This is a genomic window from Janthinobacterium sp. GW822-FHT07H11, assembly GCF_058798615.1.
Genome location: NZ_CM179507.1, coordinates 5,467,290 through 5,484,364, shown reverse-complemented (window position 1 = coordinate 5,484,364; position 17,075 = coordinate 5,467,290). Strand labels below are relative to the sequence as shown.

13 protein-coding genes are annotated in these 17,075 nt (G+C 62.8%); 6 read left to right on the top strand and 7 right to left on the bottom strand.

What is annotated here, in order from left to right; all coding sequences use genetic code 11:
• Positions 1 to 43: 43 nt before the first annotated feature.
• On the top strand, positions 44 to 355 hold the full coding sequence (locus tag AC3RCJ_RS24205; protein ID WP_219114622.1) for a c-type cytochrome: 312 nt from the start codon (positions 44 to 46) through the stop codon (positions 353 to 355).
• 21 nt (positions 356 to 376) lie between these two features.
• Here the strand turns inward: AC3RCJ_RS24205 and AC3RCJ_RS24200 are convergent, their stop codons facing one another.
• The gene (locus AC3RCJ_RS24200) at positions 377 to 1,381 is read right to left on the bottom strand and encodes an NAD(P)H-binding protein (RefSeq protein WP_492963548.1); all 1,005 of its coding nucleotides are present in this window, start codon (positions 1,379 to 1,381) and stop codon (positions 377 to 379) included.
• Positions 1,382 to 1,489: 108 nt separating this feature from the next.
• Here AC3RCJ_RS24200 and AC3RCJ_RS24195 point away from each other — a divergent pair, with 108 nt between their 5' ends.
• Positions 1,490 to 2,392 (top strand): LysR family transcriptional regulator, encoded by a 903-nt coding sequence (locus tag AC3RCJ_RS24195; protein ID WP_492963550.1) that lies wholly within the window; start codon positions 1,490 to 1,492, stop codon positions 2,390 to 2,392.
• Here AC3RCJ_RS24195 and AC3RCJ_RS24190 read toward each other — a convergent pair.
• The 5 genes from AC3RCJ_RS24190 to folD form a co-directional block, all read right to left on the bottom strand.
• A complete protein-coding gene (locus tag AC3RCJ_RS24190; RefSeq protein ID WP_492963552.1) occupies positions 2,385 to 3,527 on the bottom strand; it encodes a branched-chain amino acid ABC transporter substrate-binding protein in 1,143 nt (380 codons plus the stop codon). The genes AC3RCJ_RS24195 and AC3RCJ_RS24190 overlap by 8 nt on opposite strands.
• 361 nt (positions 3,528 to 3,888) lie before the next feature.
• A complete protein-coding gene (locus AC3RCJ_RS24185) occupies positions 3,889 to 4,263 on the bottom strand; it encodes a DUF2486 family protein (protein ID WP_492963554.1) in 375 nt (124 codons plus the stop codon).
• Entirely contained in the window at positions 4,260 to 4,685 is a 426-nt protein-coding gene (locus tag AC3RCJ_RS24180) for a DNA polymerase III subunit chi (protein ID WP_492963556.1), read from the bottom strand. The genes AC3RCJ_RS24185 and AC3RCJ_RS24180 overlap by 4 nt, the downstream gene beginning before the upstream one ends.
• A 7-nt stretch (positions 4,686 to 4,692) precedes the next feature.
• A complete protein-coding gene (locus tag AC3RCJ_RS24175; RefSeq protein ID WP_492963558.1) occupies positions 4,693 to 6,777 on the bottom strand; it encodes a M3 family metallopeptidase in 2,085 nt (694 codons plus the stop codon).
• A gap of 79 nt (positions 6,778 to 6,856) precedes the next feature.
• The gene (gene folD, locus AC3RCJ_RS24170; RefSeq protein WP_492963560.1) at positions 6,857 to 7,702 is read right to left on the bottom strand and encodes a bifunctional methylenetetrahydrofolate dehydrogenase/methenyltetrahydrofolate cyclohydrolase FolD; all 846 of its coding nucleotides are present in this window, start codon (positions 7,700 to 7,702) and stop codon (positions 6,857 to 6,859) included.
• Between the two features lie 657 nt (positions 7,703 to 8,359).
• On the opposite strand from folD, the gene aceE reads away from it, so the two are divergent.
• The 4 genes from aceE (at position 8,360) to AC3RCJ_RS24150 (ending at position 16,249) form a co-directional block, all read left to right on the top strand.
• The gene (gene aceE / locus AC3RCJ_RS24165) at positions 8,360 to 11,056 is read left to right on the top strand and encodes a pyruvate dehydrogenase (acetyl-transferring), homodimeric type (protein ID WP_492963562.1); all 2,697 of its coding nucleotides are present in this window, start codon (positions 8,360 to 8,362) and stop codon (positions 11,054 to 11,056) included.
• A 94-nt stretch (positions 11,057 to 11,150) separates the two neighbouring features.
• Positions 11,151 to 12,818, top strand: a complete 1,668-nt coding sequence (gene aceF / locus AC3RCJ_RS24160; RefSeq protein ID WP_492965245.1) for a dihydrolipoyllysine-residue acetyltransferase — start codon at positions 11,151 to 11,153, stop codon at positions 12,816 to 12,818.
• 10 nt (positions 12,819 to 12,828) lie between these two features.
• Positions 12,829 to 14,607, top strand: a complete 1,779-nt coding sequence (lpdA, locus tag AC3RCJ_RS24155) for a dihydrolipoyl dehydrogenase (RefSeq protein WP_492963574.1) — start codon at positions 12,829 to 12,831, stop codon at positions 14,605 to 14,607.
• A 529-nt stretch (positions 14,608 to 15,136) separates the two neighbouring features.
• On the top strand, positions 15,137 to 16,249 hold the full coding sequence (locus tag AC3RCJ_RS24150) for a hypothetical protein (RefSeq protein ID WP_492963576.1): 1,113 nt from the start codon (positions 15,137 to 15,139) through the stop codon (positions 16,247 to 16,249).
• A 7-nt stretch (positions 16,250 to 16,256) separates the two neighbouring features.
• On the opposite strand, the gene AC3RCJ_RS24145 is transcribed toward AC3RCJ_RS24150, so the two are convergent.
• Positions 16,257 to 16,976, bottom strand: a complete 720-nt coding sequence (locus AC3RCJ_RS24145) for a TetR/AcrR family transcriptional regulator (protein WP_492963578.1) — start codon at positions 16,974 to 16,976, stop codon at positions 16,257 to 16,259.
• Positions 16,977 to 17,075: the final 99 nt, after the last annotated feature.

The window sequence follows — 17,075 nt, the reverse complement described above, 5'->3', positions numbered from 1 at the left end:
AACACAGTAAAATGCCGCAGGAAGTAACTTTGGAGAAAAGACAATGAAACGTTTTATGTTGGTGAGTGTATTGGCCGTATCGGCTCTGGCATCGCAAGCGGCGTTGGCCAATCCGGACCTGGCGAAAGCAAAAAACTGCATGGCTTGCCATGCGGTGAGCACGAAACTGGTGGGTCCCGCGTATAAAGACGTGGCGGCCAAGTATGCCGGTCAAAAAGACGCGGAAGCCAAGCTCGTGGCGAAAGTCATGAAGGGCGGTTCCGGCACCTGGGGCGCGATCCCGATGCCAGCCAACCCGCAAGTGAGCGAGGCGGAAGCCCACACCCTGGTCAAATGGGTGCTGGCACAGAAATAATCTGTGCCCTGTACCCCGTAATCAGCGCGCCGGCAATCCCGGCGCGTTTTTTTTGCCCGCCGCCTGCACCTTCCCCATGCCCGCCAAGGTCGCCCGCACGGCCTCGTCGAGCGGCGTATGCGGCTCCTGGCCCAGCACGGCCAGCAGCCGTGCATTGTCCATGGACAAGGGCGTTTGCCACAGATAGCGCATCTCGCGCATTTCGCGCAGGGTCGCCACGAACGGCGACGCCAGCGCCACCAGCCACCACGGAAAGCGCCGGATGGCGGGCGCAGCTCCTGTCGCCTGTGCCACCACGCGGACAATCGCCGCCGTCATTTGCCGGCCGTCGTGGTCCCAGTGGCCGGCCATGTGAAAGCGCGCAAACGCGGGCAAGGTGGAGCGTACGGCCAGCAACTGCAGCATCGTGCGCGCCACGTCGGGCAGGTAGGACCACTGGTGGCCGACGCCGGGCGCACCCGGATACAGCACGCTGCGCACGGGTTGGCCCGGCTTGACGAGCCCCTGCGAGAACCAGTTGTTGCCGGCGCGGGGGCCGAAGAAGTCGCCCGCGCGCACGATGATGACCTTGGCGCCCTGCGTGCTGGCCCGTTCCAGCCGTGCTTCCAGTTCCACGCGGATGGCGCCCTTGCGCGTGAGCGGACGTTGCGGCGCGTCTTCCGCCAGCAAGGGGAAGGCATCGGGGCCGAAGTTGTAGACGGTGCCGGGCAGCACGATGGTGGCGCCTTCGGCGATCGCCGCGGCGATGGTATTGTCGAGCATGGGCAGCACCAGCCGGCCCCAGTGGCGGTAGCCGGGCGGATTGACGGCGTGCACGATGACGGCGCAGCCTTTGGCGGCCGCCAGCACGTCCGCGCGCGACAGCGCGTCACCGCGCAGCCATTCAATGCCGTCGCCGCGTGGCGATGGCGCGGCTCCCCGCGTCAGGGCGCGCACCTGCCAGCCCGCCGCCAATAGCTGGCGCAGCATCTCGCCGCCAATGCCGCCCGTCGCGCCCAGTACCAAAACCGTTTTCGTGTTTTCCATCATGGCCTCCGTGTGCTTGATGGCACCAGTATCTGCCGCGCAAGGCTAATTGGGAATTGACGAACACCGAATACAAGCTATACATTTATGTATGACCAAGTTGACACCATGAACCCATCCATTCCCTGGGAATATTACCGTTCGCTACTGGCCGTGCTGAAGCACGGCTCGCTGTCCGGCGCCGCCCGCGCGCTGGCCATCACGCAACCCACCGTCGGCCGGCACATCGCCGCCCTGGAGCAGGCGCTGGGCGCGACCCTGTTTACGCGCTCGCAGCAGGGCTTGCTGCCCACGGAAGTGGCGCTGGCGCTGCGGCCCCATGCGGAAACCATGGAGCACACTGCCGCCTTGATGCAGCGCGCCGCCAGCAGCCAGGGGCAGGGCGTGGCCGGCGTCGTGCGCATCGCGGCCAGCGAAGTGGTGGGCGTGGAAGTGCTGCCGCCCATCCTGGCCCGCTTGCGCGCACGCCATCCGGGCCTGGTCATTGAATTGGTATTGAGCAACAAGGTGCAGGATTTGCTGCGCCGCGAGGCGGACATCGCCGTGCGCATGCTGCGTCCGCGCCAGGAGCAACTGGTGGCGCGCAAGGTGGGTGAGATCGAGCTGGGCCTGCATGCGCATGCGGATTACCTGGCGCGCCATGGTACGCCGGCGGGGTTGCTTGACCTGGCGCAACACGCCATCATCGGCTACGACGAGGCGAGTCCCTTCGTGCGCAACGCGGGCGCGGCCTTCCAGGGATTTACGCGGGAAAACTTTGCCTGGCGCAGCGACAGCGACCTGGCGCAACTGGCATGGATACGCGCGGGCGCCGGCATCGGCGTGTGCCAAGCCGGGCTGGCGGCGCGCGATCCGGCCCTGCGCCGCGTGCTGCCGCAGGCGTTTTCGCTGCCGATGGAAACCTGGGTCACCATGCATGAAGACTTGCGCGGCAGCCTGCGCTGCCGCGCCACCTTCGACGCGCTGGTCGAAGGTTTACGCGATTACGTGGCCAGCCAAGCGCCTACTTGACCACTTCCATCTTGGTTTTCTTGCCATCCCGATACGTGAACAGGGTCAGCGCGCCATCCTTGATGTCGCCGTTGGCGTCGAACGAGATCGGCCCCGTCACGCCCTGGTAGTGCACCTTGGCCAGATACGGCAGGTAGACGGACGGTTTCGACGATTTGGCATCCTGCATGGCGGTGGCCATGGTCATCACGGCATCGTAGACGTAGGGCGCGTACAGCTGCACTTCCATATTGTATTTCTGCTTGTAGCGGGCGCGGAAATCGTCCATGCCTTTTTGCTGGGCGCCCGTCACGCCGCCCGCTTCCGCGCAGGTGACCATGTCTTCGCCCACGGCGTCGCCCGCCAGCTTGCCCAGCGGTTCCGTGCACAGGCCGTCGCCGCCCATGAACTTGGCCTTGATGCCCAGCGCCTTCATCTGGCGCAGCATGGGGCCGCCCACGGAATCCATGCCGCCAAAGAAGATCAGGTCGGGATTTTTCGACTTGATGCTGGTCAGGATGGCATTGAAGTCGGTGGCGTTGGCATTGGTAAATTCCTTGCCGACGATTTGCACGCCGGGTGCCGCCTTCTTGGCGCCCTTGACGAACTGTTCCGCCACGCCCTGGCCGTAGGCCGTGCGGTCGTCGATGACGGCAATTTTCTTCGCCTGCAGCTTGCCGACGGCATACGCGCCCAACGTTCCCCCCAGCTTGTTGTCATTGGCGACGACGCGGAAGGCCGTGTTGAATTTTTGCTGGGTGTAGGTCGGGTTGGTGGCGGCAGGCGAAATCTGCGGGATGCCGGCATTGAAGTAAATGCGCGAGGCGGGTATCGTCGTGCCCGAGTTCAGGTGGCCGACCACGCCGTTGACCTTGGCATCGACCAGCTTTTGCGCCACGGCCGTGCCCTGCTTGGGGTCGGCCGCGTCATCTTCGGGCACCAGCACGAATTTCACGACTTTGCCGTCGATCTTGAAGCCTTTGGCGTTCAAATCCTCGATCGCCATCTTGGCCGCGTTTTCATTATCCTTGCCCAGGTGGGAGCTGGCGCCAGAGACCGGGGCGACGTGGCCTATCTTGATGATTTCCTGCGCGCCCGCATGGCCGGCAAAGGCGAGGGCGATGGCGAGTGGAAGGATTTTGGTCTTGAGCAGCATAAACATTCTCCAATGGATAAAGATACGGCGGCGTCTCGTGAAACCGCTTCGAATGGCGGTACGTGTGAGGAAAGGTACAACAAAAAACAGGCCGCGCAAAGCCGCATTTCGGGCTTTTTGCATTTTGTCGCAACAATCACCAAAGTGAGGCGCGATGCACCGACTTTATGGGCGCGAGTGCACCAAAGAATGGCGTTGGGAGAAGGAATAGGGTAGGTCGGGCAGGTCGGGGTAGGTCGGGTTAGCGCGCAGTGCGTAACCCGACATTGCGCAGCATGCTCATCACCCGGAGGCAAGGACTGGGGGCGGACCCTCAGGGGCCGACCCCGGCAATTCGCTGTCAGGGGTAAAAGTGGCTTGATTACTGTGCCGGCGGATGCAGATGCCCGAGCTCGTGGCTCACCGCATGCGCGACGATCTGTTCCAGCGACTGCTGCAAGTCTGCGCGCAAGGCGCCGCGCATGCCGATCAGGGCGTTTTGCAGGGCCGTCTGCAGGACGTGGGCGATGCGCTCTTCCAGCAGATGGTCGATCTTGCCTTGCACTTGATGCAGGATGCGCTGCGTTAGCCGCTGTTCGATGGCGTCCCAGTCCGGTTGCGGCATGCTGGGCGGCAATGCTGGTGCTTCCTCGACAGCCGGCGCAGCAGGTGCGGGGGACGCCGCCTCCGGCATATCCGGCCCCAGCAGCACCTCCGTCAGCACGGGAATGCCCTGGTCGAATGCGGGCGGATTCATGGCTTGCCCGCCACAAAGTGCGTCGGCTGCACGTCCTGCTGGCGGTAGTGCAGGAAGCGCTGGCGCCCCGCCTGCGCATCCTGTTCATCCATGGAGACGATCTCGAACACGCGCTGGAAATCGGCGTAATTGGCGGGCGGCAGCGGCGACAGGTTGACGAGGATGTCGTGGTGCGGCAGCGCGGCCGCCGCGTCATCGGTCAGGATGATGGGCGTTTGCGGGGCCAGCGGGTCGCCGGCCAGCACGTGGGGCAGGAAATCCGTGGCGGAAATGGTCCACATGGCCCCGTTCAGGGCGTCGAGCTGGGCGCCATCTTGCGCCAGCACGACGACCTTGTTGCCGGCCATATACGCCTTGCGCGCCAGGCGGCAGGCGTAGGCCAGCTTGTCGGGCACATTCGTATGAAAATCGACGCGCGTCATGTCGTCCTCAGGCGGCCATGCCGCTGTGGCGCAGCAGGGCGTCGATCGAGGGTTCGCGGCCGCGGAAGGCCGTGAACGATTCGAGCGCGGGGCGCGAGCCGCCGACGGACAGGATTTCCTGCAGATAACGCTTGCCCGCCGCCGTGGTGGCGGCCGGTCCCAGCGCCTTCGCTTCCTCGAAGGCCGCATAGGCGTCGGCGGACAGCACCTCGGCCCATTTGTAGCTGTAGTAGCCAGCCGCGTAGCCGCCGGAGAAGATATGCCCGAAGGAATTCTGGAAGCGGTTGAAGGCGGGCGGGATGATCAGCGCGAACTTGGCGCGCACGCCGTCGATCAGCTGCTGCACGCTCTGGCCCGTGCTGGCATCGTAGTCATAGTGCAGATGCATGTCGAGCAGGGAGAATTCCACCTGGCGCAGGGTTTGCAGGCCGGACTGGAAATTCTTGGCCGCCAGCATCTTGTCGTACAGGGCGCGCGGCAGCGGCTCGCCCGTGACGGCATGCGCCGTCATGTGTTCGAGCACTTCCCATTCCCAGCAGAAATTTTCCATGAATTGCGACGGCAGTTCCACGGCATCCCATTCGACGCCGGCGATGCCCGACACGCCCAGCTCGTCGACGACGGTCAGCATATGGTGCAGGCCATGGCCGAACTCGTGGAACAGGGTGATCACTTCATCGTGGGTGAACAGCGCTGGCTGGGCCTGGCCAGCGACCACGGCCGGTTCCGTGAAATTGCAGGTCAGGTAGGCGATCGGCGTTTGCACGTGCTGTGCGTCGGCACGGCGGCCGCGCGCGTCATCCATCCAGGCGCCGCCGCTTTTTCCCGCGCGCGCATACAGGTCCAGGTAGAACTGGCCCACCAGCTGGCCGTCGCGCTCGATGCGGTAAAAACGCACGTCCGGGTGCCAGACGGGCGCCGTATCCAGTTTGATCTTGACGGCGAACAGGTTCTGGATCTGGCGGAACAAGCCGTCGATCACCTTGTGTTCAGGGAAATACTGTTTGACTTCCTGGGCCGAGAACGCGTAACGGCGTTCCTGCAGTTTTTCGGAAGCGTACGGCACGTCCCATGCCTGCAGCTCGTCCAGGCCCAGCTCTTCCTTGGCGAATTGTTTCAGTTCTGATAAGTCCTTCTCGGCGAACGGACGCGCGCGCTTGGCCAGGTCTTCCAGGAAAGTGACGACTTGCGCCGGCGAGGTGGCCATCTTGGAGACTAGCGACACTTCGGCGAAATTGGCGTAGCCGAGCAGTTGTGCCTCTTCGTTGCGCAGTCGCAACAATGTGACGATGTTGTGCGTGTTGTCCCAGTCCTCTTTCTTGCTGAAGACCTCGCCCTGGTCCGACGCCTTGGTGGCGTTGGCGCGGTAGATGGTTTCGCGCAGCGCGCGGTTGTCGGCAAATTGCAGGATCGGGTAATAGGACGGGAAGTGCAGCGAGAATTCATAGCCTTGCTTGCCGGCCTTGTCGGCGGCGGCGCGCGCGGCGGCCTTCACGTCGTCGGGCAAGCCGGCCAGGTCGCTTTCGTTCTCGACCAGCAACTTGTAGTCATTCGTGGCGTCGAGCACGTTTTCGGAAAAACGCGTACCGACGGCCGCATGTTCTTCCTGGATGGCGCCGAAACGCTCTTTCTTGTCCTCGGGCAACTCGGCGCCGCCCAGGCGGAAGTCGCGCACGGCATTCTCGACGATGCGCCGGCGCGCCGGCGACAGGCCGGCGAAATCGGCGCGGGCCTGCAATTGCTTGTATTTACCAAAGAGGATTTCGTTCTGGCCCAACTCGGTCAAGAACTCCGTCACCTTGGGCAGGTTCGCATTGTAGGCGGCGCGCAGTTCCGGCGTATCGATCACGCTATTTAAATGGTTGACGATGCTCCAGGCGCGGCCCAGGGTTTCGGCGATCTGGTCCTGGGGCGCGACGAAGTTTTCCCAGCTCACTTCTTCCATGGGCGCTTCCAGCCGCGCCACCGTGGCGCGTGCCTGTTCCAGGAGGGTATCGATGGCAGGCGTGACATGCTCGTGCGTGATCGCATCGAAGCGTGGCAGGCCGGAAAAATCAAGCAGGGGATTGGTGTTCATCGTCGGTTCGTCCATTCTGTCTTCATATATGGAGCACCTGAAAAATGTTCAAGGCCGGGCAACGCCGCCATGAGCATTGTCTTAGGTGCTCCTCTTAAATGCGCTCGGCGGCCTCTACCGTATTCATCAGCAGCATGGTGATCGTCATCGGACCCACGCCGCCGGGTACGGGCGTGATGTGGGAGGCGATTTCTTTCACGCCGGCAAAATCCACGTCACCGCACAGCTTGCCGTCATCGTCGCGGTTCATGCCCACGTCGATGACGATGGCGCCCGGTTTGATCATGTCGGCCGTCAGGGTGTTACGGCGGCCGACGGCGGCCACGACCACGTCGGCCTGGCGCGTGTACAGGCCCAGGTCCGGGGTCGCACTATGGCAGATGGTGACGGTAGCGTTCGCTTGCAAGAGCAGCAGGGCCATCGGCTTGCCGACCGTGTTGCTGCGGCCGATGACGACGGCGTGCTTGCCGCGCAGGTCCACGCCCGTGCTTTCGATCAGTTTCATGCAGCCATACGGCGTGCACGGACGGAAGCCGGGCAAGCCCGTCATCAGTTCGCCGGCGCTCAGCACGGAATAGCCGTCCACGTCTTTCGTGGTGGCGATCGCTTCGATGACCTTGTGCGGGTTGATGTGCTTGGGCAAGGGCATTTGCACGAGGATGCCGTGGATGGCGGGGTCGGCGTTCAGGCTGGCGATGCGTGCCAGCAAGTCCGATTCCGACAGGTCCGCTTCATATTTTTCCAGCACCGAGTGGAAACCCACGTCGCCGCACGCCTTGACCTTGTTGCGTACATATACCTGGCTGGCCGGGTCTTCGCCGACGAGGATCACGGCCAGGCCGGGCTGGGTGCCCTTGGCGGTGAGGGCGGCGGCGCGCGTGGCGATTTCGCTGCGCAGTTTTTGGGAGAGGGCGATTCCGTCGATCAGTTGTGCTGGCATGGTAGGAGGCTGTGTGGGAAGGAAAAGACAGATTATAAAGCCGGGCGGCGCAAAGGGGCGGTTTTGGCTATGCAAAGGCGTAGCAGCAGCGGGCCAGAGACGCGGGCCTGAGAAAATGCCGATGGCGGCGTTACAGCTCCTTGCCGTACTGGCGTACTGTTGCGTCGCCGCGCCTTGCCCTCGACGTTTTTCAGTCCCGCTTGGCCCGGCATAAAAGCGGGCCGGAGACGCGGGCCTGAGAAAATGCCGATGGCGGCGTTGCGGCTCCTTGCCGTACTGGCGTACTGTCTGCGTCGCCGCGCCTTGCCCTCGACATTTTTCAGGCCCGCTTGGCCCGGGGAGCCTGTGCGGACGACTGGGGCGTTAATGCGTTTTGCTGGTGGGCTGGTGGCCTAGGAAGCGCAAGGGCCTGCGGTTCTTTTGGCGCCGTTTTTGGCACTTTGATCATCCTAATTTCCGCACAGAATTTGCGGCAGTGCAGCATAAATTTCATAGTGTGATTTCATGATATGAAATGCTATATCGTAATTTGAAAAATACCAAATACGCTGTTAGAATCCCCACACTAAACCGACTTAATAGTAAATAATCAGCGAAATACCGTCCGACAGCGATCCGGAAAATCGGGGTGGGGCGCTCACAAAGGAGACTCAACAGATGTCAGCTCAACTGAACCAGGTAACGACACAGATCGGCACCGACCCGGATATGCAGGAAACCAAGGAGTGGCTGGACGCGCTCGAAGCCGTGCTGGAAAATGAAGGTCCGGAACGCGCGCATTACCTGATGGAGCGCATGGTCGACCTGGCCCGCCGCCGCGGCGCCCAGATCCCGTTCTCCAGCACCACCGCCTACGTCAATACCATCCCCACCAAGCAAGAAGCACACTGCCCCGGCAACCTGGAATACGAAGAGCGCCTGCGCTCGTGGATGCGCTGGAACGCCATGGCCATGGTGGTCAAGGCCAACCGCGCCGACGGCGACCTGGGCGGCCACCTGTCCTCGTTCGCCTCGCTGGCGAACATGCTGGGCATCGGCTTCAACCACTTCTGGCATGCGCCAACGGCCGACCACGGCGGCGACCTGCTGTACATCCAGGGCCACTCCTCGCCCGGCGTCTACGCGCGCGCCTTCCTCGAAGGCCGCTTGAGCGAAGAGCAAATGTTGAACTTCCGCAAGGAAGTCGACGGCAAGGGCCTGTCCTCGTACCCGCATCCGAAGCTGATGCCGGACTTCTGGCAGTTCCCGACCGTGTCGATGGGCCTGGGCCCGCACATGGCGATCTACCAGGCGCGCTTCCTGAAGTACCTGCACGCACGCGGCATCGCCAAGACCGATAACCGCAAGATCTGGGCTTTCTGCGGCGACGGCGAGATGGACGAGCCAGAGTCCTTGGGCGCGATCGGCCTGGCCGCGCGCGACATGCTCGACAACCTGGTCATCGTGGTCAACTGCAACCTGCAGCGCCTGGACGGCCCTGTGCGCGGCAACACCAAGATCATCCAGGAACTGGAAGGCGAATTCCGTGGCGCCGGCTGGAACGTCGTCAAGGTCATCTGGGGTCCGGGCTGGGACGCCCTGCTGGCGCAAGATAAAGAAGGCATCCTGCAGCGCGTCATGATGGAAACCGTCGACGGCGAATACCAGAACTACAAGGCCAAGGACGGCGCCTACGTGCGCAAGCACTTCTTCGGCAAGCATCCGAAGCTGCTGGAAATGGTTGCCAACATGACCGACGACGACATCTGGCGCCTGACCCGTGGCGGCCACGATCCGCACAAGATCTACGCGGCCTTCAAGATCGCCCAGGAACACAAGGGCCAGCCGACCGTCCTGCTGGTGAAAACCATCAAGGGCTACGGCATGGGCAAGTCCGGCGAAGCGCGCAACACGGCGCACCAGACGAAAAAACTCGACGACGAAGCCATCCGCGAAATGCGCGACCGCTTCTCGCTGCCTATCCCTGACGACAAGCTGGCCGACATCCCGTTCTTCAAGCCTGCCGACGACGCGCCGGAAATGGTCTACCTGCACGAGCGCCGCAAGGCCCTGGGCGGCTACCTGCCGCAGCGCCGCCAGAAGTCGGAAGAAACCCTGCCCGTGCCCGGCCTGGACGCGTTCAAGAACGTGCTCGAAGCGACGCCTGAAGGCCGCGAAATCTCCACCACGCAAGCGTTCGTGCGCGTCATTTCGACCCTGCTGAAAGACCCGAACCTGGGCCAGCGCGTGGTGCCTATCCTGGTCGATGAATCGCGTACCTTCGGCATGGAAGGCCTGTTCCGCCAGATCGGCATCTACAACCCGAAAGGCCAGTTGTACGAGCCGGTCGACAAAGACCAGGTCATGTACTACCGCGAAGACAAGGCCGGCCAGATCCTGCAAGAGGGCATCAACGAAGCGGGCGGCATGAGCTCGTGGATCGCCGCGGCGACGTCGTACTCGACCAACGACCGCATCATGATCCCGTTCTACACCTTCTACTCGATGTTCGGCTTCCAGCGCATCGGCGACCAGGTATGGGCTTCGGCCGACATGCGCGCCCGTGGCTTCCTGATGGGCGGCACGGCTGGCCGCACGACCTTGAACGGCGAAGGCTTGCAGCATGAAGATGGCCACAGCCATATCTTCGCCGCGACCATCCCGACCTGCATGCCGTACGACCCGACCTTCAGCCATGAAGTCGCCGTCATCATCCAGGACGGCCTGCGCCGCATGATCGCCAACCAGGAAGATGTGTTCTACTACATCACGATCATGAACGAGAACTACGCCCAGCCAGGCATCAAGCCGGGCCAGGAAGAAGGCATCCTGAAAGGCATGTATAAGTTGCAAGAAGGCAAGGCTGACGCCAAGCTGCGCGTACAGCTGATCGGTTGCGGCACCATCCTGCGCGAATCGATCTTCGCCGCCGAATTGCTGGAAAACGACTGGGGCGTGGCCGCGGACGTGTGGTCGGCGCCGTCGCTGACCCTGGTGGCCCGCGATGGCCAGGATGCCGAACGCTGGAACATGGTCAACCCGTCGAAACAGCAGCGCGTGCCGTACGTGACGTCGCTGATGCAGGACACGGACGGCCCGATCGTCGCCACGACCGACTACATGCGCGCGTTTGCAGAACAGATCCGCGCCTTCATGCCGAAGGGCCGCACTTATAAAGTGCTCGGCACCGATGGCTTTGGCCGCTCGGACAGCCGCGCCAAGCTGCGCGAGTTCTTCGAAGTGAACCGTTATTATGTCACCGTGGCTGCGCTCAAATCGCTGGCTGACGAAGGCAAGATCGACGTGTCGGTGGTGGAGCAGGCGATCGCCAAGTACGGCATCGACGCGAACAAACCGAATCCGGTGACCCAGTAATCGTTGTGCGGACCCGATGATGCCAGGGCGGTGCGAAAGTGCCGCCCTGGCGTGTGTGCGGGTCCATCTGACAAATAAAATAACGGAGCAAGCTATGAGCATTGTGGAAGTCAAAGTCCCGGATATCGGCGATTTCAAGGAAGTCGAGATCATTGAACTGATGGTCAAGCCAGGCGACACGGTCAAGGTCGACCAGTCCCTCATCACCGTCGAATCGGACAAGGCCAGCATGGAAATCCCATCGAGCCACGCCGGTGTCGTCAAGGAATTGAAAGTCAACGTGGGCGACAAGATCGCCGAAGGTTCGCTGGTCCTGCTGCTGGAAGTGGCGGACGACGCCTCGGCCCCTGCGCCTGCCGCCGCTGCTGCCGCACCCGCACCGGCCGCCGACGCCGCCCCCGCCGCCGCTCCTGCGGCCGCGCCAGCGCCTGCCGCCCCAGCCGGCGCGCCGGCCCTGGTCGACGTGACCGTGCCCGATATCGGCGACTTCAAGGAAGTCGAAGTCATCGAACTGATGGTCAAGGTCGGCGACACGATCGCCGTCGACCAGTCGCTGCTGACGGTCGAATCGGACAAGGCCAGCATGGAAATCCCATCGAGCCACGCCGGTGTCGTCAAGGAATTGAAAGTCAAGGTCGGCGACAAGGTCGCCAAGGGTAGTCTGGTGCTGGTTGTGGAAACGACCGGTGGCGCTGCCGCTCCTGCAGCCGCTCCTGCTGCGGCACCGGCGCAAGCTGCCGCCGCGCCAGCCGCCGCCGTCGCTTCGGCGCCGGTTGCAGCCGCTGCCGCACCAGCGCCTGCCGCCGCACCTGCAGCGAATGGCAAGCTGGCGCACGCGTCGCCATCGATCCGCAAGTTCGCGCGCGAACTGGGCGTGGAACTGGCGCTGGTCGGCGGCTCCGGTCCGAAGGGCCGCATCACCCAGGAAGACGTGCAGAACTTCGTCAAGGGCGTGATGTCGGGCGCCGTTGCCGCGCCAAATGCGCCAGTCGCTGCCAAAGGCGGTTCCGGCGTGGGCCTGGACCTGCTGCCATGGCCGTCGCTGGACTTCAGCAAGTTCGGCACGACCGAATTGCTGCCGCTGTCGCGCATCAAGAAAATCTCGGGTCCGAATTTGCACCGCAACTGGGTCATGATCCCGCACGTCACGCAGTTCGACGAAGCGGACGTGACGGACCTGGAAGCGTTCCGCGTCGATACCAACGCCGCCAATGCGAAGAACAAGGATGCGGCCAAGCTGACCATGCTGGCATTCGTGATCAAGGCGTCCGTCGCCGCGCTGAAGAAATTCCCCGCGTTTAACGCCTCGCTGGACGCCAAGGGCGAAAACCTGATCCTCAAGCAGTACTACAACATCGGCTTCGCGGCCGACACGCCGAATGGCCTGGTGGTACCCGTGATCAAGGGCGCGGACCAGAAGTCGGTTTCGCAGATTGCCCGCGAAATGACGGAATTGTCGCTGCAGGCGCGCGAAGGCAAGCTGAAACCGGCCGACATGCAGGGCGCCAGCTTCACGATCTCGTCCCTGGGCGGCATCGGCGGCACGCACTTCACGCCTATCGTCAATGCGCCGGAAGTGGCGATCCTGGGTCTGTCGAAAGCCTCGATCAAGCCGGTATGGGATGGCAAGGCCTTCCAGCCGCGTTTGATGATGGGCACCTCGCTGTCCTACGACCACCGCGTGGTCGATGGCGCGATGGGCGCGCGATTCTCCGTGTACCTCGGCGAAGTCCTGGCCGACATGCGCAAAATTCTGCTGTAAGGAGCGATTGATGAGCACAGTAGAGGTAAAAGTACCGAATATCGGCGACTTCAAGGAAGTCGAAGTCATCGAACTGATGGTCAAGGTGGGCGACACCATCAAGGTGGACCAGTCCCTGATCACGGTCGAATCGGACAAGGCCAGCATGGAGATTCCATCGACCCACGCGGGCGTCGTCAAGGAAGTCAAGGTCAAGGTCGGCGACAAGATCGCCGAAGGCAGCGCGCTGCTGGTGGTGGAAGCTGCTGAAGGCGCGGCTGCCGCTGCGCCAGCGGCCGCTCCTGCGCCTGCTGCAGCCGCTCCGGCAGCCGCTGCGGCCCCTGCTGCCGTTGCCGCCATCCCGGCCGGCAATTACAGCGGCCAGGTCGACATCGACGTCGACATGATGGTCTTGGGCGGCGGTCCTGGCGGTTATTCGGCGGCGTTCCGCGCGGCCGACCTGGGCATGTCGACGGTCATCGTCGAGCGCTATGCCACCCTGGGCGGCGTGTGCCTGAACGTGGGCTGCATCCCGTCCAAGGCGCTGCTGCACGTCGCTTCCGTCATCGACGAAACGGCGCACATGTCGAACACGGGCGTGACGTTCGCCAAGCCGACGATCGACATCGACCAGGTACGCAAGTACAAGGAAGGTGTCATTTCGAACATGACGGGCGGCCTGGCCGGCATGGCCAAGGCGCGCAAGACGCAAGTGGTCACGGGCGTGGGCCAGTTCCTCTCGGCGAACCACATCGAAGTGACGGCCGGCGACGGTTCGAAAAAAGTCGTGCAGTTCAAGCAGGCCATCATCGCTGCCGGTTCGTCCGTGGTGAAACTGCCTTTCGTGCCGGAAGACCCGCGCATCGTCGATTCGACGGGTGCGCTGGAACTGCGCCAGATCCCGAAACGCATGCTGGTCATCGGCGGCGGCATCATCGGCCTGGAAATGGCGACCGTCTATTCCACGTTTGGCGCGCGCATCGACGTGGTCGAAATGATGGATGGCCTGATGCAGGGCGCGGACCGCGACGCCGTCAAGGTGTGGCAGAAGTTCAACGAAAAGCGCTTCGACAACATCATGACCAAGACCAAGACGGTGGCCGTCGAGGCGTTGCCGGAAGGCATCAAGGTCACGTTCGAAGCGGCCGAAGCGGGTGCCACGGCGCCAGCGCCGCAAGTCTACGACCTGGTGCTCGTCGCCGTGGGCCGCAGCCCGAACGGCAAGAAGCTGGCGGCCGACAAGGCCGGCGTGCAGGTGACGGACCGCGGTTTCATCAACGTCGACAGCCAGATGCGCACCAACGTGCCGAACATCTTCGCCATCGGCGACCTGGTGGGCCAGCCGATGCTGGCGCACAAGGCCGTGCATGAAGCCCACGTGGCCGCCGAAGCGGCTGCCGGCCAGAAGTCGCACTTCGACGTCAAGGTGATCCCGTCGGTCGCCTACACGGACCCGGAAGTGGCATGGGCCGGCATCACGGAAGACGAAGCGAAAGCCAAGGGCATCAAGGTCGAGAAGGGCCACTTCCCGTGGGCCGCCTCGGGCCGCGCCGTGGCCAACGGCCGCGCCGAAGGCTTCACCAAGCTGCTGTTCGACGCGGAAACGCACCGTATCATCGGCGGCACCATCGTCGGCACGCATGCGGGCGACATGATAGGCGAAATCGCGCTGGCCATCGAAATGGGCTGCGACGGCACCGACATCGGCAAGACCATCCACCCGCACCCGACCCTGGGCGAGTCGATCGGCATGGCGGCCGAAGTGTACGAAGGCGTGTGCACGGACTTGCCGCCACCGCGCAAGCGCTGATGTTGTAGCGCCATGCCGTAACACTAAAAACCCCGCAAGCGATTGCGGGGTTTTTTATTGCCCAGATACGATTACGCATGCGGGCGACAGGTGGAGGAAGCGGCGACATCGCCCTGGCCATCGACACGGGCCGCGACGGCAGCGACATCGGCCAGGCCATCAAAAACCCGCAAGCGATTGCGGGTTTTTATTAGGAAATTAACTTTCAGTACAAAAAAACCGGAATCAGTTTCCGGCTTTTTGTGGTTCTGTTGATCTCTGTATGATAAAACGTGTTTGTCTGTGGCGGATGCATGCCATGTGAAAATTGGTGAGTATTGCCGTAGGGAAAAAATGGCAGAATGGAGGTCTGTAACTATGTTTCGCTCAAGCTTGACCAGGGTCGTGTGATTTTTCCATGAACGTTGCCAGCGTAGGGTTCGGTCAAGTTCCGCTGTACTGAGAAAGTTTTGCAACAATGAAAAAATTTATCGCCCTCCATATTGCCGACGTCCGATTGCGCCGAGCTGATGAGCAAGAGCAAGCCGTGATGCTGCATGCCTTGTATCAGGATGTGGCCGCCATTTTGGCGGTGGGCAAGCAGATCGATGCCATTTTCTTCACGGGCCAGCTGGTGGCGCCGGACGCCTGCGCCGAGACGACGCCCATCTATGTGTACGAGTATTTCCTGCGCCCCCTGCTGCAAGCGGCCAGCCAGCCTGGCGCGCGCTTTTACCTGGTACCGGGCAGCCGCCAGCAGGGTGTCGCCGCGGCGGCGCTGGGCAGCGCCGGTTTCAGCTTCTTCTCTGCCGACGAGCATGCCAGTGCGGAACAGCGCGCGCGCTACAAGAATATTCATGCCGTGTTCCACGGCCACCAGCACACGGGCGATGCCAGTTCACTGATGAAGTCGCTGGGAATTTTGTTCAAAAGCAATCCTGGCAGCCTGTACGGCCCGCAGGGCCAGATGGCAGCCTACGCCGTGCTGGAATTTGGCGCGGAAACGGTCGATACGGGAGAGCCGGGCACGCAGTGGACGGTGTCCCTGCGCGAATTCGATGAGGTGAGCAAGGGTTTTGCCCTGTCGGTGCTGTATACGCCGACTGGCCAGGAAATGGGCCAGATGGATGCCGAGTACGTGTTTAGCACCTTGCTGCCGCAATTGGCAGGCAAGCGTGCCTACCTCGATGGCTTGCTGGGCAAGACGGGCCTGCCGCAGCAGGGGGCGGCGGACGATGCCGTGGACGTGCGCGAATTCCTCGTCGAACTGGCCTTCGTGATGTTCGAGGCCAAGACCCTGTTCCTGGACGAGGCGGAGCTGGAACGCTTTGCCAATGATTATTGTGGCGTGAAGGGCTGGGGCGTGCCGGCCGGCACCTGGCTGGCGTCGCTGTTCGGCCATGGCTTGCTGTTGCGCGCCGATGGCCAGGTGGCGTTTGCTTTCGATTATTTCCGCACCTACTTCCTGGCACTGCGCTTCGAAACCTCGTTCGACCTGATGCGCTACGGTCCGGAACGGCATGACGGCAGCGAGCCTTCGCTCAGCCTTGATGGTGTTTCGGCGGCCCAGCCTTTCCTGCGCGCGCTGGGCCTGAACGGCGAACCCATCGAGGCAGCCGCGCCGCCGTCCAGCGTGTCCGAAGACTGCAGCCGCCCTGGCTGATACCGGATCAGGCCGGTAGTGGCGCGCGCAAGGTGCCGCGCAAGAACAGGTCGAGGCTGAGCGCCACCCTGGCGCGCAAGCGCTCCACGTCGGGTTGGGCCTGTGGCGGGAACAGCAGGCGCGACATCTGGTCGCCCAGCAGGCATATCAGCAAATGCATGGCCAACTGCTCGGGCAGCAATTCGGCGCGAAACAGCGGCGCGATGTCGGGGCGGCTGAAGAAGCGCATCAGCATGTCGCGCGTGCGTCCCGGTCCCACCTTGTAGAAGGTTTCCGCCAGTTCCGGGTGCGTGGCCGCTTCGGCCACCACCATGCGATTGAGGCGGATCGCCGCCGGCATCGTCACCAGTTGCAGGAACAGCAGGCCGAATTCGCCGAGGATGGCGGGCAGGGGCCGCATATCCGTTTCCAGCGCCGGCATGGTCGAGAAATACGCGGCGCGGCGCTGTTCCACCACGGCGTTGAACAAGCCCGACTTGCCGCCAAACTTCACGTAGATCGTACGCACGGCCACATGCGCCTCGCGCGCAATCATTTCCAGACTGACTTTGCCATAGCCTTTTTCCAGGAACAGGCAGCCGGCCGCGTGCAGCAGGTTTTCCATGCGCGCTTCCATGTCGGCCGCGCGCGGGCGGCCGGCGGACTTGCCGCAGCACGTCAGCTCGACGGTGGTGTTGTCGGATTCTTTATCGGTAGGCAAGGTATCGCTGAGGCCGGGATCGGACATGCTCGGGGTCTCTTTATAAGTTGGAGGGTAAGTGATGGCTCACACTGTAGTGCAAATTAAAATGAAATGCAATCGTTTCATTTCTTGACTTTGGCTTTT

Excerpts from the sequence above, each read along its gene's own strand:
- AC3RCJ_RS24205 (WP_219114622.1), top strand. The coding sequence starts at position 44 with ATGAAACGTTTTATGTTGGTGAGTGTATTGGCCGTATCGGCTCTGGCA.
- folD (WP_492963560.1), bottom strand. The coding sequence starts at position 7,702 with ATGCCAGCACAACTGATCGACGGAATCGCCCTCTCCCAAAAACTGCGC.
- AC3RCJ_RS24185 (WP_492963554.1), bottom strand. The coding sequence starts at position 4,263 with ATGAATCCGCCCGCATTCGACCAGGGCATTCCCGTGCTGACGGAGGTG.
- AC3RCJ_RS24200 (WP_492963548.1), bottom strand. The coding sequence starts at position 1,381 with ATGGAAAACACGAAAACGGTTTTGGTACTGGGCGCGACGGGCGGCATT.
- AC3RCJ_RS24180 (WP_492963556.1), bottom strand. The coding sequence starts at position 4,685 with ATGACGCGCGTCGATTTTCATACGAATGTGCCCGACAAGCTGGCCTAC.
- AC3RCJ_RS24195 (WP_492963550.1), top strand. The coding sequence starts at position 1,490 with ATGAACCCATCCATTCCCTGGGAATATTACCGTTCGCTACTGGCCGTG.
- AC3RCJ_RS24175 (WP_492963558.1), bottom strand. The coding sequence starts at position 6,777 with ATGGACGAACCGACGATGAACACCAATCCCCTGCTTGATTTTTCCGGC.
- AC3RCJ_RS24145 (WP_492963578.1), bottom strand. The coding sequence starts at position 16,976 with ATGTCCGATCCCGGCCTCAGCGATACCTTGCCTACCGATAAAGAATCC.
- aceF (WP_492965245.1), top strand. The coding sequence starts at position 11,151 with ATGAGCATTGTGGAAGTCAAAGTCCCGGATATCGGCGATTTCAAGGAA.
- AC3RCJ_RS24150 (WP_492963576.1), top strand. The coding sequence starts at position 15,137 with ATGCTGCATGCCTTGTATCAGGATGTGGCCGCCATTTTGGCGGTGGGC.
- aceE (WP_492963562.1), top strand. The coding sequence starts at position 8,360 with ATGTCAGCTCAACTGAACCAGGTAACGACACAGATCGGCACCGACCCG.
- lpdA (WP_492963574.1), top strand. The coding sequence starts at position 12,829 with ATGAGCACAGTAGAGGTAAAAGTACCGAATATCGGCGACTTCAAGGAA.
- AC3RCJ_RS24190 (WP_492963552.1), bottom strand. The coding sequence starts at position 3,527 with ATGCTGCTCAAGACCAAAATCCTTCCACTCGCCATCGCCCTCGCCTTT.